The organism is Janthinobacterium sp. GW821-FHT03A03, assembly GCF_059421435.1.
The window spans coordinates 92,745-116,598 of the sequence record NZ_JBWKUZ010000003.1 but is presented as its reverse complement, the minus strand read 5'-3'; the positions used below and the strand labels follow the sequence as shown (position 1 = coordinate 116,598).

Genomic DNA, 23,854 nt, shown 5'->3' with positions numbered 1-23,854 from the left:
TTGCGCGTTCGCTCAGGCGGCGCGACAACATCGTGGCGTAGGCATCCGGCGCAAGGGGATAAGAATGATAATGATTCTCATTTTATTCGTCAATTGCGCATACCGCGTAGTGGCAGGCGCATGGCCGATGGGGCGGGGAAGTGTTGTTGGCGCGGTACAGCCGTTGCCCGGATTGTTGCTTGGCGCCATTGCTGGGGTGCGGCGGCATTGCGCGCGCTTCTTGTATACTGCCGCTTTTGCAGCCCTCAGACGTGAACGTACAATGAGCCAGACAACTGAAACGACGCCAGGTAGTTCCTCCGTGGAGCGCCGCCAGGGCGACAGGCCGGCCACGGCCGCGCGCAAACTCAATCTGCTGGTGGTCGACGACAACCAGGAAGTGGGCGAATCGCTGGCCATGCTGCTCGAAGCGCTGGGCCACCACGCCGTGGTGGTGCGCAACTGGCAGATGGCCGTCGAGCAAGTCAAGCTGTGCGTGCCCGACGCCGTCTACCTCGACATCGAAATGCCCGGCATCAGCGGCATCGAAATCGGCCGCCGCCTGCACAACAATCCCGACACGGCCAACGCCGTGCTGATCGCCGTCACCGGCCACAGCTTGCCCATGTACATGGACGACGCGCTGGCCGTGGGCTTTCGCCACTTCCTCGTGAAGCCCGTGCGCATGGAAGACCTGGCGACGACGGTGCAGTCGGTGCTGGCGGGGTAGCCTTTCCGCTGCCCAGGCTGATGGCTGCTCAAGTGGTCAGCGCTGCGGCGCGAAATTGCAAACCGAGTGCATGCGTCACCTTCCAAGCGCTGTCGAAGCGCGGCTTGCCTTCGCCGGACAGCGCCTTGTACAAACTTTCCCGTCCCAGTCCCGTGTCTTTGGCAAGTTGCGTCATGCCGCGTGCGCCTGGCAATATTGCCTAGCGCTTTGGCGATGAAGGATGCGTCGTCGCCAGCTTCTTCCAGGCAAGCTTCAAAGTAGGCGACGATATCCTCTTCGGTTTTGAGATGCTGTGCGCTATCCCATTGGTTGAGTTTCTGTGCCATCAGACCTCCTGGAGTGCTTGCGCGAGCTGCTGCGCCGTTTTGATAGCCTTCGCCTGCATTGACTTGTCGCCGCCAGCGAGCAGGATCATGATTTCCATGCCGCGTTGAGTGAAATAAACGCGGTAGCCGGGACCACAATCAATGCGCATTTCCGAAACACCGCCACCGACAGGCTTGCAATCACCGAAGTTGCCATCTTCGGCACGATCAATACGGGCCTGAATGCGGAAAAAGCTTTCCGATCCTTCAGCTTGCTGAACCGGTCATCGAACGTGGCGGTGGTATGGAGGTTTTTCACACATACCAGTGTATTTTTCGGGATACGGAAAATTCAGTGTATGCATCAAGTTTGACTGCCGCGCGCAGGCTGGCTTTGTTAGCTGATGCGTTTGCCTGGCATGCCGCGCAGGCGAGGGCTGCAGCTGCCTCATGCAAGTGCGCGGAAATGAAAAAAGGGTTACAAGCCGAAGCATGTAACCCTTTTATTTACCGCTAATTCTGTGGGGTGGCTGATGGGGCTCGAACCCACGACAACAGGAATCACAATCCTGGACTCTACCAACTGAGCTACAGCCACCACTGTCTTACTTGCCTGTTTAGCTGTTTTGCTGAACAGGTGCCGAATTATACAAAGAACTCGGCAAAGTGGCAAATCTAAATGCAGTCTTTTTCAAAGAATCGGAAGATTGCCTGAAAAGCCCCGTTTTCCCTCACACGGACAGGTGTGCCACGGGCGGCTGCAAGTCCAGCAAGCCGGCGAAGGCTTGCGCCAGGGATTCGACCTTGGCCGTCGTGTAGCCCTGCAGCCGCGGCGCGTCGTTATTGATGCGCCGCAAGCTGGCAGCGTCGAGCAGGCGGGCCAGCTGGCGCGCCACGGCGTCGCCCGTGTCGACCAGGGTGATCGTTTCCTGCGTATGCGCGCGCACCGTGCGTTCGATGGCGTCCTGCACGAAGGGGTAGTGCGTGCAGCCGAGCACCAGGGTGTCGACGCCTTGTTCCAGCATGGGGGCGATATAGCGTTCGAGCATGGCGCTGGTGGCGTCGAGCGGATCATTGCCCAGCTCGCATTGCTCGATGCGGTCGGCCAGGCCGATGCAGGGCTGCAGGATGAACGTGGCGCCGGTCGCGCTGCTGACCTGTTCGCGCAGGGCCAGCAGCTTGTCGCCGCGCAAGGCGCGTTCCGTGGCCAGCACGGCGATCTTGCCGTTGCGGCTGATGCTTGCCGCCGGTTTCAGGCCCGGCTCGACGCCGACGATGGGCAGGTCCGGGTAGCGCGCGCGCAGCGCCTTGATGGCGGCGATGGTGGCCGTGTTGCAGGCCACGACTAACGCTTTCGCGCCTTGCTGCAACAAAAAGGCGGTGATCGCTAGCGAACGGTCGACCACTTGCTGTTCCGTCTTGTCGCCATACGGGGCGTAGGCGGAATCGGCAAAGTAAATCAAATCCTCCTGCGGCAGCTGCGCGCGGATATGGCGCAGCACGGACAGGCCGCCCACGCCGGAGTCAAAAATGCCGACAGGCAGCTTGACTGCCGGGGACAGACCCGCTGGGGGAATCTGCTCCAGTGGAGCAGATCCCGAAGGGACTGACCCCAGATTTGCGCTATTACTTAAGGTAAAAGTCATATAAAGCCGAAGCCGATGAAAATAAAAAAACGCCGCGCTGGTGTTGCCGCGCGGCGTCTATGGTAGAGCTTGTTTAAGCGACCGTCACGGGAATCTTGCTGACGCTATTAAGTTGCTCGATCTTCGCCTGCCACTCTTTCGGGCCCGTGTTGTGCACCGACGTACCCTTCGCGTCGACGGCCACCGTCACCGGCATGTCGACGACGTCAAATTCGTAGATGGCTTCCATGCCCATGTCGGCAAAGCCCAGCACCTTGGCGTGCTTGATGGCTTTCGACACCAGGTAGGCGGCGCCGCCCACGGCCATCAGGTAGGCCGACTGGTGCTTCTGGATCGATTCGATGGCGACAGGGCCACGTTCGGCCTTGCCGATCATGGCGATCAGGCCCGTCTTTTCCAGCATCATGTCGGTGAACTTGTCCATGCGCGTGGCCGTCGTCGGACCTGCCGGGCCGACGGCTTCGTCGCGCACGGGGTCGACGGGACCGACGTAGTAGATCACGCGGTTTTTAAAATCGACCGGCAATTCCTCGCCTTTGGCCAGCATGTCCTGGATGCGCTTGTGCGCGGCGTCGCGGCCCGTCAGCATCTTGCCGTTCAACAGCAAGGTCTGGCCCGGCGTCCACGAAGCGACTTCTTCTTTCGTCAGGGTGTTCAGGTCGACGCGCTTGGATTTTTCCGTGTCCGGCGTCCAGTGCACTTCCGGCCACGACGACAGCGATGGCGGCGTCATGTAGGCAGGACCGGAGCCGTCGAGCACGAAGTGGCCGTGGCGCGTGGCGGCGCAGTTCGGGATCATGGCGACCGGCTTCGACGCGGCGTGCGTCGGGTGCATCATGATTTTCACGTCGAGCACGGTCGTCAGGCCGCCCAGGCCTTGCGCGCCGATGCCCAGCGAGTTGATCTTGTCGCACAGCTCGATACGCAATTCTTCCAGTTTATTCTGCGGGCCGCGTTGCTTCAGCTCAAACATGTCGATGTCTTCCATCAACACTTCTTTTGCCATCAGCATGGCTTTCTCGGCCGTGCCGCCGATGCCGATGCCCAGCATGCCGGGCGGGCACCAGCCGGCGCCCATGGTCGGCACGGTCTTCATGACCCAGTCCACCAGCGAATCGGACGGGTTCATCATGATCATCTTCGACTTGTTTTCCGAGCCGCCGCCCTTGGCGGCGACCTTCACGTCGACGGTATTGCCTTCGACCAGTTCCATGTGGACCACGGCCGGCGTGTTGTCCTTGGTGTTCTTGCGGTCGAAATGCGGGTCGGCCACGATGGAGGCGCGCAGCTTGTTGTCGTCGAAATTGTAGGCGCGGCGCACGCCTTCGTTGACGGCGTCGGTGACGGTGCCGGAGAAGCCCTCGAAGCGCACGCCCATGCCGATTTTCAGGAAGACGTTGACGATACCCGTGTCCTGGCAGATAGGACGCTTGCCTTCCGCGCACATGCGCGAGTTGGTCAGGATTTGCGCGATCGCATCCTTTGCCGCCGGGCTTTGCTCGGCCGCGTAGGCGCGCGCCAGGTGCTCGATGTAATCAGCAGGGTGGTAGTAGCTAATGTACTGCAACGCTGCGGCGACGGATTCGATCAGGTCTTCTTGCTTTATGACAGTCATGGTGTTCTCGCGGTGGATAAGAAGGGTAAGACTCTTTACTCATACTAGTTACTGCATTGGAATGACAAAAGCCCATGGCCGCCGCTGGCAGCCATGGGCTTCTTGTTAATGGGGTGCTCTTGCCTGGTTCTGCGTCACGGTCATGATGCGGTCCGTGTAGGCAATCGCCATGGCCGACAGGATGAAGACCATGTGTATCACCGTTTGCGCGATGATCACTTCGATCTTGTACGAGTTGGCATTGATGAAGGTCTTCAGCAGGTGGATGGACGAAATGCCGATGATGGCCATCGCCAGTTTCGTCTTCAGCACGGACGCATTCACATGCGACAGCCATTCCGGCTGGTCCGGGTGGTCGTCGAGGTGCATGCGCGAGACAAACGTTTCATAGCCGCCGATGATGACCATGATCAACAGATTCGAGATCATGACCACGTCGATCAGGCCCAGCACCACCAGCATGATGGTCGCTTCGTTGAGCTTGGTCGGCAGGGCGCCGCCCGGTACGGCCACGGCCGTCAAGACGTGCTGCAGGGCCGCGTCATTGCCGAACACGGCGCCGATCAGGTCCGACAGTTCCACCCAGAAATGAAATACGTACACGCATTGCGCAAGGATCAGGCCCAGGTACAGCGGCAGCTGCAGCCAGCGCGACATGAAGATGAAGGCGGACAGGGGATGCAGTTTGCTATGTTTGGGCTTTTGTAAGTGGTCGATCATCTGGAGTTTCCTGGGGGTAAATACCAATTTTTGGTATGCCCGACATTTTACACTTGCTGCTGATCACTGCGCATGCCCTCAATCTGGATTCTTGGCCTTGATGAAACGCAAAGCGGCATCAAGTAGTTGGCGCGTTATCAGTTTTTCCATCCAGAATGCCGTAGGGCGTTCCCTTGACGCCTGTCGCTTGTGGCGATTATGGTTAGAATTGATAGAGGAAAACGCTGACTGTAAGGCGTCCGTAAGACACGGCGCTTATCGTGTTAGCAAACAATTACTACACTGGAGACTAGCATGGCCGGTACAGAGAACCAAGGGCAGGGCACACAGCAGCAGGGACCAGAAGAGTCGCGCGTATTTGAACCGTCGGCGGCGTTTGCCGCACAGGCAACGATTTCCGGCATGGACGCCTACCGCGCCATGGTGGCCGACGCCGAACGCGACTACGAGGGCTTCTGGGCCAAACTGGCGCGCGAAAACCTGAGCTGGAAAAAGCCGTTCACCCGCACCCTGAACGAAGACAACGCGCCATTCTACAAATGGTTCGAAGATGGCCAGCTGAACGTGTCCTACAACTGCCTGGACCGCAACATCGAAAATGGCCTGGGCGACAAGACGGCCATCATCTTCGAAGCGGACGACGGCACCGTTACCAAGGCAACATATAAACAGTTGCACGAAAAAGTCTGCAAATTCGCCAACGGCCTGAAAGCCAAGGGCATCGCCAAGGGCGACCGCGTCATCATCTATATGTCGATGTCCGTCGAAGGCGTTGCCGCCATGCAAGCCTGCGCGCGCATCGGCGCCACCCATTCCGTCGTCTTCGGCGGCTTCTCGGCCAAGTCCTTGCAGGAACGCATCATCGACGCGGGCGCCGTGGCCGTCATCACGGGCGACGAGCAATTGCGCGGCGGCAAAAAACTGCCGTTGAAATCCATCGTCGACGAAGCGCTGGCGCTGGGCGGCTGCGATTCCGTGAAAAACGTCATCGTGTATCAACGCACGGGCAGCGACCTGCCGATGGTGGCTGGCCGCGACACCTGGCTGCACGACCTGGTCGAAGGCCAGAGCGCGCAATGCGAGCCGGAATGGGTCGATGCCGAGCATCCACTGTTCATCCTGTACACCTCCGGTTCGACGGGCACGCCGAAGGGCGTGCAGCACTCGAGCGGCGGCTACCTGCTGTGGGCCGCGCTGACGATGAAGTGGAGTTTCGACATCAAGCCCGACGACGTGTTCTGGTGCACGGCCGACATCGGCTGGGTGACGGGCCACAGCTACATCGCGTATGGCCCGATGGCCGTGGGCGCCACGCAGGTGGTGTTCGAAGGCATCCCGACCTACCCGAATGCGGGCCGTTTCTGGGAAACCATCAAGAAACACGACGTCAGCATTTTCTACACGGCCCCCACGGCCATCCGTTCGCTGATCAAGGCGGCCGACGTGGACCCGAAAGTTCATCCAAGCAACTACGACCTGACAAGCTTGCGCCTGCTGGGCACGGTCGGCGAGCCGATCAATCCGGAAGCGTGGATGTGGTACTACAAGCACATCGGTGCCGAGAAATGCCCGATCGTCGATACCTTCTGGCAAACGGAAACGGGCGGCCACATGATCACGCCATTGCCGGGCGCCACGCCGATGGTCCCCGGTTCCTGTACCCTGCCATTGCCGGGCATCATGGCCGCCATCGTCGACGAAGCGGGCCAGGACGTGCCGAACGGCCAGGGCGGCATTTTGGTGGTAAAGCGCCCATGGCCATCGATGATCCGCACGATCTGGAACAACCCCGAGCGCTTCAAGTCCAGCTATTTCCCGGAAGAACTGGGCGGCAAGATGTACCTGGCAGGCGACGGCGCCATCCGCAACAAGGACACGGGCTACTTCACCATCACGGGCCGCATCGATGACGTCCTGAACGTGTCGGGCCACCGCATGGGCACGATGGAAATCGAGTCGGCCCTGGTGGCCAACCCGCTGGTGGCCGAAGCGGCGGTAGTCGGCCGTCCGGACGACACGACAGGCGAATCGATCTGCGCCTTCGTGGTGCTCAAGCAGGCGCGTCCGACAGGCGAGGAGGCGAAGAAACTGGCCCTGGAGCTGCGCAACTGGGTCGGCAAGGAAATTGGCCCGATTGCGAAACCGAAGGAAATCCGTTTCGGCGACAACCTGCCGAAAACCCGCTCCGGCAAAATCATGCGCCGCCTGCTGCGCGTGCTGGCCAAGGGCGAGACGATTACGCAAGACGTGTCGACGCTGGAAAATCCGGCGATTCTGGAGCAGCTGAAGGAAGCGTCTTAACAGCCCCAAGCAACACCTGGGGTCGGGCGCTCCAAGTATGCCGATGATGCTTGGGTAGTCGAAACCCAAATCAACATCTGGGGTCGGACCCTCACTCAGGGGCCGACCCCAGTCCTTGCGGGTTTGCTTTCGATGCCTGAATGTTTTACCCCACGGTAAATAACTTTGGCAGTCCGTAGAATCTTTGCTATAATCTGCGGCTTCGCGACAAGCGAGAAATAGTACGCAGTGTGTGCAAGTAAGGCGCATTGCCTGCAGGAGAGGTGGATGAGTGGTTGAAGTCGCACGCCTGGAAAGCGTGTATAGGTTCATAGCCTATCGGGGGTTCGAATCCCCCTCTCTCCGCCACGGATAGTAATTAAGTAAGATCAGGACGTCTCAGGAAGTCCCTCAAAAACCGCTTAGAGCCTTGATTCTAAGCGGTTTTTTCGTTTTTCGGCGTCTCAGGTCGTGTCAGCCCATTTCAATGCATCGCGCTTTTTTTAGGGTAGGTGATGTGGAATCGGCGGCATACCCTTGATCGTCTACTCTTTTAATTTGTACCATCTTGTCTATAGTGTTCTTTCAACACGTTGACGTGGAGGTGCATCATGCCCAAGATCATTGCTCCGCTGACTGACGCTCGGATCAGGAACGCCAAGCCACGCGAGAAGTTGTACAAACTGTTTGATGGCGACGGCTTGTACATCGAGGTGACACCAAGCGGTTCGCGCATCTGGCGCTTCAAGTTCCGACAGGCCAACGGCAAGGACAACCTGCTGACCTTCGGCCCATATCCGGAAATCACGCTGCAGCATGCTCGCGAAAAGCGCCTGGAGACCCGCCGCCTGATTCTGCAAGGGATCGATCCCGGCAAGCACCGCGATGACGCCAAGCGGCGATTGAAGGAGCGCGCCGCCAACACATTTGAAAAGATTGCCCGCGAGTGGCACGCCAACAAAGTGCCGACCTGGAGCGAACGCACCGCCAAGAACACCATCCAGCGCCTGCAAGCGGACATCTTTCCAGCCATCGGTCGCATGCCGATCGATGAGATAAAGCACCTCGATCTGATTGCCGCGCTGCGCAAGATCGAGGAGCGTGGCGCAAGCGAAGTCGCCCATCGCCTGAGGGCGGTATGTGCGTCAATTTTCAGCTATGCGATTCAATGCGGATTCACAGAGCGCAATCTGGTCACCGATATGAAGGATGTGTTGAAGACCGTCCGCGCCGGACACTTCGCCGCCATCAACGCCGACGAACTACCGCAGTTCCTGGCCATTCTGGACCGCAACGAAGCACGCATGTTCGCGCCGACGCGCATTGCGCTGCGGCTGATGCTGCTGTGCTTTGTGCGCACCAGCGAGTTGATCGAGACGCCCTGGAGTGAAATCGATCTGGAGCGCGGCGAGTGGATCATTCCATGGCAACGCATGAAGCGCGGCAAGCTGACCGTCAATCCGGATATGACCAACCATCACGTCTGCCTGTCGCGCCAGGCGCTGGAGCTGTTGCGTGAACTGCATGCGATCACGGGCCGCAGCAAGTATCTGTTCCCGAATCAGCGCGACCACGAAAAGCCGATCAGCAATAACACGATACTGGTGGCGCTTGGACGCATGGGATACAAGGGAAAGATGACCGGCCATGGCTTCCGGGCGCTGGCCATGAGCACCATCAAGGAGCGCCTGGGCTACCGGCATGAAGTCGTGGACCGGCAATTGGCACATGCACCGAAGGACAAGGTGGCCAGTGCCTATGACCGGGCGCAGTTCCTGGCGGAACGGCGCAAGATGATGCAGGATTGGGCCGACTATATCGATGCCGTCAGCGGCAAGGGAGCGCCGCCGCAGACGCCCAGATTAACGCTGGTTAGCGGCGAATTCAGCCGGGATGGCGGAACAGGAGGGCACCATGTCTAAGTATGTATTGCGCCTCACGGATGCGCTTATCAAGCAGACCGCTTCCAAGGAAAAATTACATAAACTAGCTATCGGAGCCTTTGTCCGGACTGCAACGCTGCCGGTCAATGCCAGTAGCAGCAGCCCAGTCCGCGCCGGTCCCAATTCTGCGTACTACGAAAAGCGCACTTGACGAAACGAACCACTTGCAAACGTCGATATCAGGCATAGAATGAAGCTCTCTTATGTGGGAATCGCTCCCACGAGGGCATGCATCGAGCATGTCCCTATGCTTAGCGGCATAGGCGTTGCGGTCGTCACCCGCCACCATGATACTTAGCAGTTTCTGCTAGATATATCGCCGGGCCATGCAGAAGCATGCACATCTCGGCACGATAAAGCGCTGCCTTCAGCGTCTTCATATCCCACAATCCGCAAGTCGGATTGCCTGGATGATTGCGCCCGATGGGCGCTTCCTCAAACAGGAGCAAGACTCCTGCCCCGATTGGTTCGCATGCCCCACGAGGTAGCGCACCGTATGAAGCACAGCATGGCGTTGCCGCAAGCCGCACCGTCAGCAGAAATGCCAGCGATGCGATGCCATCGCGGCTGCCGCCAGCGCATGTGCTTCAGAGTCGCCAGTATCGTCACCGCAAGTGCGATGCTGGCATGTATGCCGTCACATGCCATGGCTACGTGCGCGCGTCGTTACTGGCGGCGTGCTGCCAGTGACGACGCGCCGCCGACGGCATAGGCCCAGGCGGCAAGTACAGAGCATCCGCGTGACGGTGTTCAGTGACGAGGCCAGATGCCTCTCCATCGCAGGCTAGCCTTGCGATTTCCTTCGCCCGCTACGGGCTGATTAGTTGAAGTTGATCCGTGCACGAGGTGCACTCCATGGACCCTGGGTGATTGGTCCCCGCTGCGGCAGCTCCCTCCGGGAGCGCGCAGCGGTGCCACACGCGCATGCGGCGCGGGCAGGCAGTAACAGCAACCGCATACACGGGAGTGGTGTCCCGAGGCCCTTGATTCAACCTTTTCTGCCGAGGCAGTGAGGGTGGCCAGAAACACTTACCAGACAGGATTACACCACGCGGCATCGATGTGAAAACCAATGATCGGAAGGATGACTTTGCCATGCGCGACTTGAACTACCAGCTCAAGCAACTGTGTCACCGCAACCGGGATGGCAGCTTTGCGACGCAGGTCGACCGCGAGCGCCTATTAAACCTGTGCGCCAACGACCTGGCGGACCGAGGCTTCCAGCATATGAGCGTGGACAGTCTGAAACCAAAGCATGTGGCGGCGCTGCTCGACAAGTGGAAGCAGGATGGTGTCAGTACCGGAACGATCAAGAATCGCATGAGCGCCCTGCGCTGGTGGGCCGAGAAAATCGGCAAGGAGAACATCATTGCCCGCACCAACGGCGAATACGGGATCGCGGAGCGGGTGTTTGTCACGAATGTATCGAAGGCGAAGGTGCTGGACGCCGACACGCTGGCCCGCGTGAATGATCCGTATACGCGCATGTCCCTGCAGTTGCAGGCGGCGTTTGGTTTGCGGCGCGAGGAAAGCATCAAGATCAAGCCGGGATGGGCCGATGGCGGGAGCGTCTTGCGGCTGAAGGATAGCTGGACCAAGGGAGGCAAATACCGGGAGGTGCCGATTGCCACTACGCAGCAGCGCGCCGTGCTGGAAGCGGCCAAGGCGCTGGCGGGCAAAGGCAGCTTGATTCCGGCGCAGTTGCGGTATCGGGACCAGTTGAACCGCTTTCGGGCGCAGTGCGACAAGGCTGGCATCCATGGCGTGCATGGGCTGCGTCATGAGTACGCGCAGCGGCGCTATGCCGAGCTGACTGGCCGACCTAGTCCGGCCAGTGGCGGGGCGACGTCCAGGCAGTTGGATGCTTCACAAAAACTCGCAGATCAAGCTGCGCGGATGAAGATTTCGACGGAGATGGGACATGGACGTGAACAGGTCACTTCCATCTATCTGGGCAGATGACCGCTCACTTGCATCAGGGCCGAAGCGCATGGAATAGAAAAGATGCAGAAGGGGCAGCGCTGGGGCTGCCGGAATGATCGCGGAGAGTCGGCATGACTCTCCATTGTTTGCAGTTCATCAATCGAAGGAGAGTCTTATGACCACGACTAAAAAATTCCTCCGCTTGCCTGCGGTAATCGAGGCCACCGGCTGGTCCCGCGCCACAATCTGGCGCAAGGTGAAGGCAGGTGTGTTGCCAGCACCAATTCCTATCGGTCCCAAGTCCGTCGCGTGGGACGCAGAGGAAATCGCTCAGTGGCAGCAGCGCTGCATTGATGCCAGTCGTGGGGGCATCTGAACGAGAGAATGAGCAATGCGGCCGGATCGGTAGTAGCTTGCAAGATTGGTCTGGAGGTTGTGCATGGGGTAAGAACAGTGACTGAGATCGCGCAGGGCAAGCTTCCGTCCCCGCTAAATGACAAAACGTGCTCCAGATTTCACAGCAATGACGCGAGGTTGTTAGCCTCTATATCTAGCTGGAATTGTTTTGCTGGCATACAATGCGAGGTTGTCGAACCGATCGAGGGCACATCTTGCTTGACCAACTTGCACAACGTGGTTTTGAGATTCACCTTCTCTCGCATGCGGCTGCGATCTTGGAGAAAGACTTCCCTGTAGTTCTCAATGAGCTTGAGCAGAGTCTGGCCAACTTCGAGATTCCCATTACTGAGATTATTGGTTCCGGTGGTGGGGAGACCAAGGGCACTCAACGCTTGCGGCGTAGTCTGGCGGATTTGGGCTGGGTGAAAACAAATTTTGAGATCAAGAAGACCATCAACGGCAGAGTGCTTGAGTCGATTTCTCATGAGGTTGATCATGTCAGAACTTTTCCTGATGGTACTGTGGTAGCGCTTGAGATTGAATGGAACAACAAGGACCCATTCTTTGATCGCGACCTCGAAAACTTCAAGCGCCTTCATGCAGAGGGAGCAATTAGCGTTGGCATCATTATTACCAGGGGGACAACTCTGCAAGATGATATGCGTTCATTGGTTTCCAGGTTCACTCGAGAGCGAAATATTCGTTCCTATGACGATTTGACCGCGATTGGACTAGATCCAACTCCAAAGCAGCGGGCCGCAGTCAACAAACGGGTTTCGCGGGTGAAAGACCCTTTACCTTTCGCTGAAGCTTGGATGCAGAACTTTGTGTCGAATAAATTCGGCGCAGCCCAAACGCACTGGAAGAAGTTAATGGATCGGGTTGATCGTGGTGTTGGCAACCCCTGCCCATTGCTACTAATCGGTATGCCTGCGTCGATCGTGACGTTCGATCGACACGCAATCATCGAAGTTGTCGAAGACGAGCAAGACGATGAAACGGATGCGGTCGTGGCGGCCCCTCCGGCTGATCCTTTGGCGGAATTCATCTAGTATCGTGCCGGACGATGTAACTTCCCTCTGTGCGAGGGTCGCCGGGGCGTTCCCTCCATATAGTTACCGTTGGCATTGCCGCCAAATATTGCGATTGATACGCGTGTAGCTGTTTTGGGCTGCTCGCTTGCCGTTCCTTCATTGTGTTGATATGGAGTCATGTTACGCGCCAAATTCGGGCGACCGTGTGAGAAAACAACTCCTGCATACCATCAGCCCTGCAAGTTGCAGAGTGCCGCACTTCGTCAATTAATGCCTAAAGAGCAACAATGAAGAATAATTTTGGTATGCTTCCATCTTGGGTTATCATACTTTTCGAAAAAGATCCAGTCCCTCGGAAATGCAGTTGTTTAGAAAGAAAGAGTTGATGGAGCTCCTAGTTGAAAAAAATATCAAAAATGCATCAAAAATGCCCGTAAGCTCCAGTGGGCAAACCATCGGCGAGTACGAGCCTCGCGCGTATCCGCAAGTTATCAAATACATGGGATCAAAAGCCCAAATCTTGGATTTCGTCGGTGAAGGGCTTTCTGCAGTCAGTGCTCACGGTCGCCCGTTGGTCGATCTTTTTGCTGGAGCATGTGCTATTACCGCTGGCTTTGGTGATAGGTTTAAAGTGGTGTCCAATGACATCCAGGAGTATTCGTCCGTTATTGCCAGTACATATCTCAAGCGGGCTGAAAGGATCGGTAACTTCGATTTGGTCGCTTTGGCGAGCGTAATTGCAGAGCGAAACATTGCGGAGCTACCAGCCACGATGCACTATCCTGCGACATCGACGCTTGCGTCATTCAACAAAATTGAGAAGTGCAATCGATCTTTGTTGATGAAGGAGTTCAGCACATCGCATCACCTTTTTACGCGAATATACTCCGGGACCTGGTGGAGTGCGGAGCAATGTATATGGATCGATGCCATTCGAGAGGTATTGGATGGACTATACCAGGATGGGCATATCCTCAAGGCCGACTTCAATTTTGGGCTAACCTGCTTGCTCCATGCTATGGCGTATACTAGCCAAGGAACGGGACATTACGCTCAGTACCGCGATGCGAAGACGGTCGAGGGTATGGCAGATATCAATAAATATCGCCGCACTTCTGTTCCAGTAATCTTTCGACGTAAGTTTGATTTGTTACTTGCATGGCACTTGAAACACGTGGTTGACCTAGACCATGAATTAGTGGCACTCGATTATCGCGAGTGTCTTGGAAAGATTAAGAAGTCTGTCGTTTACGCCGATCCTCCATATGCGTTTGTTCATTACTCGCGCTTCTATCATGCAATGGAGACGCTTGTTAGATATGATTATCCAGAGCTTCAATTTATGAAAGACTCGGTTGTTAAGGGGCGCTATCGAGTAGATAGGCATCAGTCACCATTCTGCATTAAGACGCAGGTCCAGGGGGCGTTCGTTGATATGTTCGAAGGGGTCAAAGACTCTAAGAGTGATTTGCTGTTGAGCTATTCGAATACTGGCATGATTGATATTGATGAGCTTATTGGACTTGCGAGCAATACATTTGGCCGAGGTTACCGTGTCTGGTTTGAAGAGATGAACCACACGCATATGACGATGGGCAGAAGTAAGGATCGGTCTCGCAAAGTCATGGAATCACTGATTATTGCGAAGAAGCTTTAAAATAGGCGTGCGATCTATTTTTTTTAACCCTTCTGTTTTGCAATTGAGCTGGCGGAATTTAATATTCGACTTCTGCAAATATTTCTAATGGTTCCGATGCGGAGCGGAGCAACGGTAGTATAAGTTTTTGATAGTCTGAGTATTTACTTGCAAGGATCCGCTATGCGCATTGATGCACGTTACACATTTTCTCCCTCGAAATAGTCAGAATCGACTCGTTTGATGTCGAAACTGCTAACTGGCGACCCTCGGAAGGGTCGGGGTCAGGTCCGCCATTTGGCCACGGGCTGATGCATTGAGTACTTCAGAAGCCCGGTCAGTTATAGCATCTAACGCACGTCCTCTGCACGCGATGCTGCCGACAAAGACCGAAGGGATTCTACTGCAACCACAGCACCAATCCGTGTCCAAATGGCGGACCTGACCCTTGCTCCTAATTCACAATACTTTCCTGAGGATTACTTAGTTGGTATCGGCACTAGGCAAGCCGCTTTTTGAACCCGTCAATCCAGGCTGCGAGTTCTGTCACGTCCCTCTTGATCTCCTCGAAATCGGGCAGTTCACCAGGCAGTTCGTCCGGCTGCGAGTGCTCGAAACTGGAATAGCGCGTCATGAGGGTATCGACGAGTTGGCAGTCCTCTGGCGTTATTTTGGCCAGCGCTCCTATCTTGTTTTTTGTCTCGACTGATCTTCGGAAGCGCGTCAGTACGTCATTTATCAGGACTTTTTCCACACAGCGCTCAACCAATATCCGGAAGTCACTGCACACACTTTTGGCGCGCTCCTCATATTCTTCCGCCTTTCCTGCTACAAACAGCTTGGCCAATTGAGGCACAGCCTCGTCTCTAAGACGGTTCGCTGCGCTCTGGGGATTTGCGTCGCGAATGCTAATTAAAGGGTTTGTGATGCCCGCGACCTTCCCCATCCTCCGGAGCGATTGGATCTGCAGCGTAACTGGGGCCTCTCTCCCTGCCATCTTGGCTTGCCCTTTCAGGCGCTCGATTGTGTTCTCGATTAGAGTAAGAAGCGATAAGCGATGGGTGAACACTACGACTTGTCTAGACTTCGAGAGATCTACGAGTCTGCTGACAACCCGTTCTTCGAACGATTGGTCGAGCGAGGAAATGGGATCATCGAAAATGAATGGACTGGGATCCGAAGATCCTCCCATGTCTGCGAGGAAGGCTGCTAGTGTAACTATTCGAGTTTCCCCCTCGCTTAGCACGCGTGAGGCATTTGATGGCTTCTTCGAGTCCTTCATCGTCAGCCCGAAACTTATCTTTCCTTTTCCCTCCTTTTTGCTTTCTGACGTGATTGAGATCCGCGTCCCGCCTAGTTCTGTTAGTTCGGCATTAAAGCGGGCTTGGTACTCGATGCTGAGTTCGTTCTCGCCCAATTCGTTCTTCTTTGTGGTAAGGGCATTTGTCTTCGCAAGTGTTCCCGCCTTCTCTATGCGTTTGAGGGCTGCAAGGCGGGCGATTTCTTCGGCAATGGAGTCTTTATTCTGGCTCAACCATTGCGAGATCCTGAGGTCGAGGATTCGTGTTGCAAGTAATTTCCGATTATCGTCCAGCAACAAGGCGGTAAGTGTTTTCTGCTCCGTGGTGTAAGTTAGCGTTAGCGAAGTCAATTGGTCTTCGAAAAGGCTCCATTCGAACGCTGGGAGCATAGCTAGTTCGGTGGCCGTACTTATGGCATTCCACCGTGCTTGCAATGCTGAGAAAGTCGCGTCTGCAACCTCCGTGTTGAGTTTTAAAATCCCACATTGCAACCTCCATGCCTCTTGGGTAGGCATGTTTGGGATATTCGCGTTTTCGTCCTTCAGGATCTTTTCAGCTGCGACCGCCTCTGCCTCTAATCCACTTTTCACGAACGCTTCGAACGAATGCAGTCGTTGCTTCGCGTGATCGTCAAGCGACTGCTGACATAGCACGCAGCGACCTTGGTCCGCAATGACGGGAAATGCCATATTTGGATATGCAAGTGACTCCGAATACTTCTGTGCCTGTTTCCAAAGTGCGAGCCAAGAATCTTGACCTACTCCGTCTAACGGCGCTTGGGCAAAGACCTTTTTCGCATCTTCGGAGGCCGCCTTCCGTTTCGATTGGGCGTCTTTTCGTGTCACAACCAAAGGTGTTATTTTTTCGATGCTGAAAGATAACTTCAGCGCGCTAAGGCTCGCCTGCAACGCTTGAAGGGTGGAAACGCTTTTCGCGACTAGCGCAAGTTTTCCAGGAATGTCCTTTTCGTTCAGCGCCTGTTCGCCTGCGATCCGTTCATCGTCGTGCGCTTGCTCGTAGGTGCAGCGTCTCTCGACATCGGCGATAGTTGTCGCCCCCGAGAGGCCGTTGGCCCATTTGGCCCCTGTTGTAGCCGCCAAGTCAGGTGGAGTGGCTGGCATCTTCTTGACGAGCGCAATCTTTTCCGCCTCCAGGCTCCTGGTAACGCTGTCGCAAATTGTTATTAACGATGATAGGAATCGCATTTTTCGCGGTTCGTACCGGGCTTCATTTTTTGGTCCCATGTAAAGTTGCGCTGACTTTGAGTCGAATACGTGTATGTCACGCAAGAAGCGATGCGTTGGTGCATCGATAGTCCAGTCAATTGGAGGCTGCACTTCCCCGGCTTTCGCAATACTGATTTTTGCCTTAGGAACGGAGTCGCCCGCCTCAAATACGTTCGACAGGATGTCCTCTTTTGCTCGTGACCCGCATGCATGTTTCAATAGTCTGGAAAATCCAGACTTTCCCGAGCCATTCTGCCCGTAAATGACCGTAATGTTGGCAGTGCCGAAATCGATACCTGTTCCTTCCTTGAGAGCGTTCACGCCACTAACTTCGAACAATTGGCGGATATGGATCGCTGGATTACCTGGCGCCGCAGCTAGGCTGCCCGCTGGAACCCCAGCGAATACTCCATTCTTTTTACCTGCAACTTCGTCCTTACATAGCAAGACAAGCGCGGCTATGCCGTCTTCGTCGGGTAGATGTCGGTTCTCAATCATTTGAGCGGCGGCAGTCTGCAGCCATTGAGGCCGTTCTGCCAACCATGTCTCAAATGGGTCGACAGCAATTTTGGCTACAATCGGCTCTGGCATATTCATCTGTTCCTCTGTCCTTGAAGTAGTGAGATTGGCAAGCCAGCGCGCCATAGCGCGAACGTGACTTGTTACCGCTAGATAACATATTCATCTGTATGCATGAAAAAACATCATTTCTATTTGCAAAGAGACAATGCGTGTTTGACAGTCTTGGATAATAGAGAATATTGGTCAAGGAGAATGAGAGATTGTGACATTTGGTGGTCTTGTTGGTGCAACAAGATTTTTGTCATTTAATCTGAGAGGGGGCATGGTCCAGAACTTGACTAAAGCCCAAGGATTGCGAATTCGAAAATGCCCAGGTTCACTTGTACTAGTGGACGTTATACACTGGGTGGACTTGGCGGACATGTGGGAATCCAGCAACTAGTACAATAACTTCAATCTGAGCTTGAATAGCTTTTCCATTATTTGTGATGCTGCCGGTTAACTTTAGGGTAAGGGTATAGTTTGGGGTATTTCTCCAGTTTCCACCTGTCGAAATTAGCAATTTATGCACCATGTGAGCCATGATTTGAATCCCCCTCTCCATTTCTGAGCGGCATCTGCATTGGCGGAACATCCCAGCTCATCACCACGAATATCCCAAGCCCCCCAAACCTTATCCCATCTCAACCCCCTCACAGTTTCCCGCATGTATCGTAAGCCTCTCCCACAAAGCTAGGAGAGCCCCATGTCCTACACCTACACCAAAGTCGACGACCTGGAAAAAACCACCATGGTCGGCAATCATCAATGCGTGGCGCTGGTCCGCCATTACGCGGGCGCCCCAACTACCCTGGCCTGGAAGCAGGGCGAGGCGGTGCTGGGGAACCGTTTGCTGCGCAAGGGCACGGCCATTGCCACTTTCGTCGACGGCAAGTATGCGAATTTGCAACATGGCAATCACGCGGCCCTGTACATGGGGCAGGCGCTGGACGGCATCCTTGTCATGGATCAGTGGAAGGACAAGCGCCCGCCTCTCGTGACGTCGCGGACCTTGCGTTCCAAAGGCTGCTACAAGAATGGCTTGTATATCGATCCTAGCAACAATGCCGACGCCTTTTTCGTCATCGAATAGGGGAGCATCCATGCAACATCAACGTTGGTTGACCGGCATCGCCTGCTGTCTATTCCCCGTGTTCGCGCAGGCTGCGATGCCCGCCGCCCACGCTTGCCCGGACAGCGTGCCCGAGGCATCGATCAGCCTGAACGCCGTGCCGGCTGGCTGGACGCCGTATATCGGCAGCCCGCTCTACCTGAGCGCCGCGGCGCCTATCGACGGCGCGCCGGCGCGCAGGGGGCAGCTCGTGCCCAGCGGGGAGCGCACGAAGCAAGGGCAAACGACGCTCAGCTACCGCCTGGAAGGCCGCTATCCAGAGGGCAAGTGGCTGCAATGCAGCTACGGCGTGCATGGCGAAGTCACGCTGTCGCGGAGGATGGACGACAGCGTCAGCCTGTGCGAGTTCACTTACAGGAAAGGCCGTAAGGCCGGGCAGAACGAGATCGATATCGATTGCCGCTGATTCATTTTGGCATCGCCGGTATTGCCGGGCTCCGCGCTTTACCTCACCGCGCACCGCCTCCCTTGGCTTCGGCCTCGATCAAGCAGAGCGCCGCACGCGACAGCAGGCCTCTGCCAACAGCACCTGCGCCTGTGCATGTCGGCTTACGCGTTCCGCTATGCCGACCTACGCAACTGCCGCCCGCCAGCGGCCCAGACGCAAAAAAGCCCGCCGAAGCGGGCTTGGTCACTCTACCGTCAAGCCAAAAGCTCAGAACTGGTTCATGGTGTTGTCTTTGCCGGCAGCTTTCAATGCCGCTTCGCCGCTGAAGTAATCCTTGTGGTCGTCGCCGATGTCCGAGCCGGACATGTTTTGATGTTTCACGCAGGCGATGCCCTGGCGGATTTCCTTGCGCTGCACGCCGGCCACGTAGCCCAGCATGCCCTGGTCGCCGAAGTATTCCTTGGCCAGGTTGTCGGTCGACAAGGCGGCCGTGTGGTAGGTCGGCAGGGTGATCAGGTGGTGGAAGATGCCCGCTTCGCGGGCCGAGTCGGCCTGGAAGGTGCGGATCTTTTCGTCGGCCTGGACCGCCAGTTCCGTCTGGTCGTATTCCACGCTCATCAGCTGGGCGCGGTCGTAGGCGGACACGTCCTTGCCTGCCGCTTTCATCGCATCGAAGATTTGCTGGCGGAAGTTCAGGGTCCAGTTGAACGACGGGCTGTTGTTGTACACCAGCTTGGCGTTCGGGATGACCTTGCGGATTTCGCTGACCATGCCGCCGATTTGCGCGATATGCGGTTTTTCCGTTTCGATCCACAGCAGGTCGGCGCCGTTTTGCAGCGAGGTGATGCAGTCGAGCACGCAACGCTCTTCGCCGGAACCGGTGCGGAACTGGAACAGGTTGCTCGGCAGGCGTTTTGGACGCAGCAGCTTGCCTTCGCGCTTGATGATGACGTCGCCATTGCCCAGCGCGTCGGCCGACACTTCTTCGCAGTCGAGGAAGGAATTGTATTGGTCGCCCAGGTCGCCTGGTTCATTCGTGACGGCGATCTGTTTGGTCAGGCCGGCGCCCAGCGAGTCGGTGCGGGCGACGATGATGCCGTCATCCACGCCCAGTTCCAGGAACGCATAGCGGATGGCGCGGATCTTGGCCAGGAAGTCTTCGTGCGGCACCGTGACTTTACCGTCCTGGTGGCCGCATTGTTTCTCGTCGGATACCTGGTTTTCGATCTGGATGCAGCAGGCGCCCGCTTCGATGAACTGTTTCGCCAGCAGGTACGTTGCTTCGGCATTGCCGAAACCGGCGTCGATGTCGGCGATGATGGGCACGACGTGGGTGACGTGGCCGTCGATCTTGGCCTGGATGGCTTGCTTCTCAGCACCTTGTGCTGCGTCCAGCTGGCGGAACAGGCCGCCCAGTTCGCGGGCATCGGCCTGGCGCAGGAAAGTATACAGTTCCTTGATCAGTGCCGAGACGGCAGTTTTTTCATGCATGGACTGGTCCGGCAGCGGGCCGAACTCGGAGCGCAGGGCGGCGACCATCCAGCCGGACAGGTAGAGGTAGCGGCGGTCGGTGCTGTTGAAGTGCTTCTTGATCGAGATCATCTTCTGTTGACCGATGAAACCGTGCCAGCAGCCGAGCGACTGGGTGTACTTGGATGGGTCCGCATCGTAGGCGGCCATGTCGTTGCGCATGATCTTCGCCGTGTACTTGGCGATGTCCAGGCCGGTCTTGAACTTGTTCTGGGCGCGCATGCGGGCGGCGGACTCGGGATTGATGGCGTTCCAGGCGCTGCCTTGTTGGTCTTTCAAACCGGCAACAGCTTTGATGTCGTCTTGATATTGGGACATGTGAATCTCCTAAAAAGAAAAGCTATGTTTGAGAAAATCGCCGAGTGCGCCACAACGTCTTGTCGAAGCAAACTGCATGACTAAATAGTAGGCCGATTCGCACCGATCTTCAAGTCTTATATAAGACATATAACTTAAATTTAATCGTTCTTTTTCAACGACTTAATTATAATTTTTCAGGATGTGAAATGAATTTTCAAAAAGTGAGAGAACTAATGGCTGAGTTTGCTGCTTGAGATTTTGCGATGTGAAACGCCTTTTCAGAATTTGGTGCAGCGCGACAAATCGGGGCGAAAAAAAGCCGCCCGAAGGTGGCGTAGCGGTACATTTGTTTTAATATCATGATCCGCTTGTGAAAGGTAACGTCAGCGATGCAGATTAACGGTATGGATTTACCCGTCGAGTATATTGCCTTTGCGGCAAGATATCGGGATGCGGCAGGATTCTGCAATTTGAGGCTGAAGGAGGAGTTTGATTCTTTCGGTCGCGTGCTGCAGACGGAATTGGCTCACATCTATACGGATGCCGTCGAATTGACTGCCCGGACAGCGCAGCTTGGGGCGTATTTCGTCGGCGATGGCTGCTATGGAGAGCCCGGAAGCGGCAGTGCTGGCCCGGGAGCCATGCCGGACATCGTTGATTTTACAGAAATCATTTGTTTCGGCATGGCCGGTGACGGCAGTCAATTCTGTCTCGATTTCAGGGGCGCCCGGGGCGCGCCCTCTGTCATCTTGTGGGACGATGATTACTGGCGGAAGATTTCAAACTCCCTTGAAGACTTTCTATTGCTATTTTCTTGATCGCTTACCGGGGCAACTGCTGCAGCGCGCGAGGCAAGTCCGCGCGCTGCCCGAGTCTAAGTAACCCCCAATAAATTATTGTGATTTCTGACTTCCATAACCGGCGCTCTGCGGCGTTGCCCGCTGCTAACAGTGCTCGCACTGCGTCGCAGCGGGCGCCTTGCATAGCATCCAGTTCTGTTCGTCATAAATTCACAATAATTTCCTGAAGATTACTTAGCGTCCCACCGTCTGCCGCTGATCCTTGATGAACAGCGCCGTCAGCATGCCGATCACGCACACGCCGATCACATAATAGGCGGGGCCCAGCACGTTGTTTTTCAACATCAGGGTCACGACCACGGGCGTCAGGCCGCCGAAGATCGCGTACGACAAGTTGTAGGAAAACGACAGTCCCGAGAAGCGCACCTGGGCCGGGAACGCCTGCACCAGCACGTAGGGTACGGCGCCGACGACGCCGACGAACAGGCCCGTCATCGCGTACAGAGGCAGCAGCAGGTCGGGGCGGGTGCCGACGGTGGTGTAGAAGAGATAGGTACTGATGGCCAGCAGCACGGAGCCGGTGAAGATCACGCGCTTGCCGCCCAGGCGGTCGGCCAGCATGCCGGCGATGATGCAGCCGAAGGCCAGGCACAGGGTCGCCACGGTATTGGCCACCAGCGTGGTGCGCGGCGCGATGTGGTGGATTTTTTGCAGCAGGGCAGGTGTCATCAGGATGACGACGACGATGCCGGCCGACAGCATCCACGTCAGCAGCATCGACACGACGACGGCGCCGCGGTGGCTGCGCAGCACGGATTTCAAAGGCATTTCCGTCGCCAGCGCCTTGCGCTGCTGCATTTCCGCAAAGACCGGGGTTTCATGCAGCCAGCGGCGCAGATACATGGCGCCGAAGCCGAAGATACCGCCCAGCAAGAACGGATAGCGCCAGGCGCCGTCGGCGATTTCCGCCGGCGTATAGACGGTGTTGAGGCCCGTCGCGACGAGCGAACCGAGCAGGATGCCCACCGTCAGGCCCGCCGTCAGCACGCCGCAGGCAAAGCCCGTGTAGCGGCTCGGTACGTGTTCCGAGACAAACACCCAGGCGCCCGGCACTTCGCCGCCCACGGCCGCGCCCTGGAAGATGCGCATCAGCAGCAGCAGCAGCGGGGCTGCCAGGCCGATGCTGGCGTAGGTGGGCAGCAGGCCGATCAGCAGTGTCGGCACGGCCATCATCAGGATGGACAATGTGAACATGCGCTTGCGGCCGAGCAAGTCGCCGAAGTGGGCCATGACGATGCCGCCCAGCGGACGCACGACGTAGCCGGCGGCGAAGATGCCGAAGGTTTGCAGCAAGCGCAGCCAGTCCGGCATTTCCGGCGGGAAGAACAACTGGCCGATGGCGTTGGCGAAGAAGACGAAGATGATGAAATCGTAGAATTCCAGCGCGCCGCCGAGGGCGGCCAGCGACAGGGTCTTGTAGTCTTGCTGGGTGAGGGGACGGCTTGCGGCGTGGATGGCGGCGGTGTTGGAAGTAGGCATGTGTCTCGTTCTTGTGTGTTATCGGAGATTGCCAGATCTAGCATACGCATTTCCGCCGCGTGAGTAAATGCGGCGCGTATGGGGAGCCGCCTCAGCTGCGCTTAATACAACGCCGCTATCATCAGCGTTGACTTCATTGGAAAGGACATCGCATGAAAATCATGATCGTGGGCGCCAGCCGGGGCCTGGGACGCGCGCTCGTCGACGGGCTGAGCGAGGGAAACGAGCTGGTCGGCGTGTCGCGCCAGCGGCCCGCGGGCGCCGATGCGGGCGATGGCGCCGCCGTGCAGTGGATCGCGGCGGACATGGCCGAACCCATGGCGGCGGTCGAGCAGATCGCGCGCGAGGCGCCGGCCGACCTCGACGTGCTGATCTACAACCTGGGCGTGTGGGAAGAAAAGGCGTTCACCGATGACTACGCTTTTCTCGACGACGGGGACGAGGCCATCGTCGACATGATCAATATCAACATCACGGCCACGATATTGCTGCTCAAGCGCCTCGTGCCGCGCCTGCTCGCCAGCTCCAAGCCGCTGCTGATATTGACGGGCTCCACCTCCGGCTTGCGCCAGAGCGGCCGCCCGGAAGTGGCGTTCAGCGCCTCGAAGTTCGCCCTGAACGGCATCGCCGACGCCTTGCGCGAAAGCTTCCGCGCACAGGGACTGGCCGTGACGGCGCTGCAGCTCGGCTATCTGAATACCTACGATGGCTTGGCCGTGCCGCTGGCGGACGCCGCCGCGCGGGGCGAGGGCGAGCTGATCCCCGTGCATGACGTCGTCACCGTCGTGCGCGCCTTGCTGAGCCTGTCGAACGTGTCCTTCGTGCGCGAGCTGGTGATGCCGGCGCTGCGCGACGAGCGCTTCTAGC

The 23,854-nt window shown here is 57.0% G+C and carries 19 protein-coding genes, 2 tRNA genes and 1 pseudogene; 13 read left to right on the top strand and 9 right to left on the bottom strand.

From position 1 onward, the window contains the following. Nucleotides 1-262: 262 nt before the first annotated feature. Nucleotides 263-709 (top strand): response regulator, encoded by a 447-nt coding sequence (locus AC07VI_RS10130; RefSeq protein ID WP_157792379.1) that lies wholly within the window; start codon nucleotides 263-265, stop codon nucleotides 707-709. A gap of 28 nt (nucleotides 710-737) precedes the next feature. Here AC07VI_RS10130 and AC07VI_RS10125 read toward each other — a convergent pair. From AC07VI_RS10125 to AC07VI_RS10100, 6 genes and pseudogenes are all read right to left on the bottom strand, one after another. Then, nucleotides 738-1,035: pseudogene (locus AC07VI_RS10125) on the bottom strand (addiction module antidote protein). Then, on the bottom strand, nucleotides 1,035-1,247 hold the full coding sequence (locus AC07VI_RS10120; RefSeq protein WP_494808790.1) for a type II toxin-antitoxin system RelE/ParE family toxin: 213 nt from the start codon (nucleotides 1,245-1,247) through the stop codon (nucleotides 1,035-1,037). Before AC07VI_RS10120 ends, AC07VI_RS10125 begins: the two are co-directional and overlap by 1 nt. A gap of 289 nt (nucleotides 1,248-1,536) precedes the next feature. Beyond that, nucleotides 1,537-1,612: transfer RNA gene (locus AC07VI_RS10115), tRNA-His, on the bottom strand. 133 nt (nucleotides 1,613-1,745) lie between these two features. Further along, a complete protein-coding gene (murI, locus tag AC07VI_RS10110; protein WP_086145077.1) occupies nucleotides 1,746-2,546 on the bottom strand; it encodes a glutamate racemase in 801 nt (266 codons plus the stop codon). Between the two features lie 187 nt (nucleotides 2,547-2,733). After that, nucleotides 2,734-4,275: a fumarate hydratase gene (locus tag AC07VI_RS10105; RefSeq protein ID WP_086144995.1), complete on the bottom strand. Its 1,542-nt coding sequence runs from the start codon at nucleotides 4,273-4,275 to the stop codon at nucleotides 2,734-2,736. A gap of 105 nt (nucleotides 4,276-4,380) precedes the next feature. Further along, the gene (locus tag AC07VI_RS10100) at nucleotides 4,381-4,995 is read right to left on the bottom strand and encodes a YqhA family protein (protein ID WP_070291168.1); all 615 of its coding nucleotides are present in this window, start codon (nucleotides 4,993-4,995) and stop codon (nucleotides 4,381-4,383) included. Nucleotides 4,996-5,289: 294 nt separating this feature from the next. Between AC07VI_RS10100 and acs the strand changes: the two genes are divergently transcribed. From acs to AC07VI_RS10060, 8 genes are all read left to right on the top strand, one after another. Further along, nucleotides 5,290-7,296, top strand: coding sequence for an acetate--CoA ligase (gene acs / locus AC07VI_RS10095; protein WP_099374709.1), 2,007 nt, complete (start codon nucleotides 5,290-5,292; stop codon nucleotides 7,294-7,296). Between the two features lie 257 nt (nucleotides 7,297-7,553). Beyond that, a tRNA-Ser gene (locus tag AC07VI_RS10090) sits at nucleotides 7,554-7,644 on the top strand. A gap of 242 nt (nucleotides 7,645-7,886) precedes the next feature. Next, on the top strand, nucleotides 7,887-9,197 hold the full coding sequence (locus AC07VI_RS10085; RefSeq protein ID WP_492992745.1) for a tyrosine-type recombinase/integrase: 1,311 nt from the start codon (nucleotides 7,887-7,889) through the stop codon (nucleotides 9,195-9,197). After that, complete coding sequence (locus AC07VI_RS10080; RefSeq protein WP_492992747.1) at nucleotides 9,190-9,369, top strand: hypothetical protein; 180 nt, start codon at nucleotides 9,190-9,192, stop codon at nucleotides 9,367-9,369. The genes AC07VI_RS10085 and AC07VI_RS10080 overlap by 8 nt, the downstream gene beginning before the upstream one ends. Before the next feature lie 944 nt (nucleotides 9,370-10,313). Further along, entirely contained in the window at nucleotides 10,314-11,180 is an 867-nt protein-coding gene (locus AC07VI_RS10075) for a phage integrase N-terminal domain-containing protein (protein WP_492992749.1), read from the top strand. A 136-nt stretch (nucleotides 11,181-11,316) separates the two neighbouring features. Further along, on the top strand, nucleotides 11,317-11,517 hold the full coding sequence (locus AC07VI_RS10070; RefSeq protein ID WP_492992751.1) for a helix-turn-helix transcriptional regulator: 201 nt from the start codon (nucleotides 11,317-11,319) through the stop codon (nucleotides 11,515-11,517). Between the two features lie 235 nt (nucleotides 11,518-11,752). Beyond that, nucleotides 11,753-12,592, top strand: a complete 840-nt coding sequence (locus AC07VI_RS10065) for a BglII/BstYI family type II restriction endonuclease (RefSeq protein ID WP_492992753.1) — start codon at nucleotides 11,753-11,755, stop codon at nucleotides 12,590-12,592. 346 nt (nucleotides 12,593-12,938) lie between these two features. Continuing rightward, nucleotides 12,939-14,231 carry a DNA adenine methylase gene (locus tag AC07VI_RS10060; RefSeq protein ID WP_494808786.1) on the top strand — a complete coding sequence of 431 codons (1,293 nt, stop codon included), beginning with the start codon at nucleotides 12,939-12,941 and terminating at the stop codon, nucleotides 14,229-14,231. Between the two features lie 478 nt (nucleotides 14,232-14,709). Here the strand turns inward: AC07VI_RS10060 and AC07VI_RS10055 are convergent, their stop codons facing one another. Further along, nucleotides 14,710-17,334 (bottom strand): AAA family ATPase, encoded by a 2,625-nt coding sequence (locus tag AC07VI_RS10055; protein ID WP_492992757.1) that lies wholly within the window; start codon nucleotides 17,332-17,334, stop codon nucleotides 14,710-14,712. Between the two features lie 670 nt (nucleotides 17,335-18,004). On the opposite strand from AC07VI_RS10055, the gene AC07VI_RS10050 reads away from it, so the two are divergent. Both AC07VI_RS10050 and AC07VI_RS10045 read left to right on the top strand, forming a co-directional pair. Then, nucleotides 18,005-18,391, top strand: a complete 387-nt coding sequence (locus AC07VI_RS10050; RefSeq protein WP_492992759.1) for a BPSL0067 family protein — start codon at nucleotides 18,005-18,007, stop codon at nucleotides 18,389-18,391. A 10-nt stretch (nucleotides 18,392-18,401) separates the two neighbouring features. Further along, nucleotides 18,402-18,836: an STY0301 family protein gene (locus tag AC07VI_RS10045; protein ID WP_139842440.1), complete on the top strand. Its 435-nt coding sequence runs from the start codon at nucleotides 18,402-18,404 to the stop codon at nucleotides 18,834-18,836. Nucleotides 18,837-19,085: 249 nt separating this feature from the next. Here the strand turns inward: AC07VI_RS10045 and AC07VI_RS10040 are convergent, their stop codons facing one another. Beyond that, on the bottom strand, nucleotides 19,086-20,666 hold the full coding sequence (locus AC07VI_RS10040; protein WP_099374703.1) for an isocitrate lyase: 1,581 nt from the start codon (nucleotides 20,664-20,666) through the stop codon (nucleotides 19,086-19,088). Nucleotides 20,667-21,052: 386 nt separating this feature from the next. On the opposite strand from AC07VI_RS10040, the gene AC07VI_RS10035 reads away from it, so the two are divergent. Then, nucleotides 21,053-21,466, top strand: coding sequence for an SMI1/KNR4 family protein (locus AC07VI_RS10035; RefSeq protein ID WP_492992762.1), 414 nt, complete (start codon nucleotides 21,053-21,055; stop codon nucleotides 21,464-21,466). Nucleotides 21,467-21,682: 216 nt separating this feature from the next. Here the strand turns inward: AC07VI_RS10035 and AC07VI_RS10030 are convergent, their stop codons facing one another. Continuing rightward, nucleotides 21,683-22,987, bottom strand: a complete 1,305-nt coding sequence (locus AC07VI_RS10030; RefSeq protein ID WP_099374701.1) for an MFS transporter — start codon at nucleotides 22,985-22,987, stop codon at nucleotides 21,683-21,685. Nucleotides 22,988-23,139: 152 nt separating this feature from the next. Here AC07VI_RS10030 and AC07VI_RS10025 point away from each other — a divergent pair, with 152 nt between their 5' ends. After that, nucleotides 23,140-23,853: an SDR family NAD(P)-dependent oxidoreductase gene (locus AC07VI_RS10025; protein WP_099374700.1), complete on the top strand. Its 714-nt coding sequence runs from the start codon at nucleotides 23,140-23,142 to the stop codon at nucleotides 23,851-23,853. Nucleotide 23,854 lies beyond the last annotated feature (1 nt).

Bases quoted from the DNA above. Each gene is read 5' to 3' on its own strand.
- AC07VI_RS10045 (WP_139842440.1), top strand. From the start codon at position 18,402: ATGCAACATCAACGTTGGTTGACCGGCATCGCCTGCTGTCTATTCCCC.
- AC07VI_RS10055 (WP_492992757.1), bottom strand. From the start codon at position 17,334: ATGAATATGCCAGAGCCGATTGTAGCCAAAATTGCTGTCGACCCATTT.
- acs (WP_099374709.1), top strand. From the start codon at position 5,290: ATGGCCGGTACAGAGAACCAAGGGCAGGGCACACAGCAGCAGGGACCA.
- AC07VI_RS10025 (WP_099374700.1), top strand. From the start codon at position 23,140: ATGAAAATCATGATCGTGGGCGCCAGCCGGGGCCTGGGACGCGCGCTC.
- AC07VI_RS10105 (WP_086144995.1), bottom strand. From the start codon at position 4,275: ATGACTGTCATAAAGCAAGAAGACCTGATCGAATCCGTCGCCGCAGCG.
- AC07VI_RS10050 (WP_492992759.1), top strand. From the start codon at position 18,005: ATGTCCTACACCTACACCAAAGTCGACGACCTGGAAAAAACCACCATG.
- AC07VI_RS10085 (WP_492992745.1), top strand. From the start codon at position 7,887: ATGCCCAAGATCATTGCTCCGCTGACTGACGCTCGGATCAGGAACGCC.
- AC07VI_RS10070 (WP_492992751.1), top strand. From the start codon at position 11,317: ATGACCACGACTAAAAAATTCCTCCGCTTGCCTGCGGTAATCGAGGCC.
- AC07VI_RS10030 (WP_099374701.1), bottom strand. From the start codon at position 22,987: ATGCCTACTTCCAACACCGCCGCCATCCACGCCGCAAGCCGTCCCCTC.
- AC07VI_RS10040 (WP_099374703.1), bottom strand. From the start codon at position 20,666: ATGTCCCAATATCAAGACGACATCAAAGCTGTTGCCGGTTTGAAAGAC.
- AC07VI_RS10075 (WP_492992749.1), top strand. From the start codon at position 10,314: ATGCGCGACTTGAACTACCAGCTCAAGCAACTGTGTCACCGCAACCGG.
- AC07VI_RS10100 (WP_070291168.1), bottom strand. From the start codon at position 4,995: ATGATCGACCACTTACAAAAGCCCAAACATAGCAAACTGCATCCCCTG.
- AC07VI_RS10080 (WP_492992747.1), top strand. From the start codon at position 9,190: ATGTCTAAGTATGTATTGCGCCTCACGGATGCGCTTATCAAGCAGACC.
- AC07VI_RS10035 (WP_492992762.1), top strand. From the start codon at position 21,053: ATGGATTTACCCGTCGAGTATATTGCCTTTGCGGCAAGATATCGGGAT.
- AC07VI_RS10130 (WP_157792379.1), top strand. From the start codon at position 263: ATGAGCCAGACAACTGAAACGACGCCAGGTAGTTCCTCCGTGGAGCGC.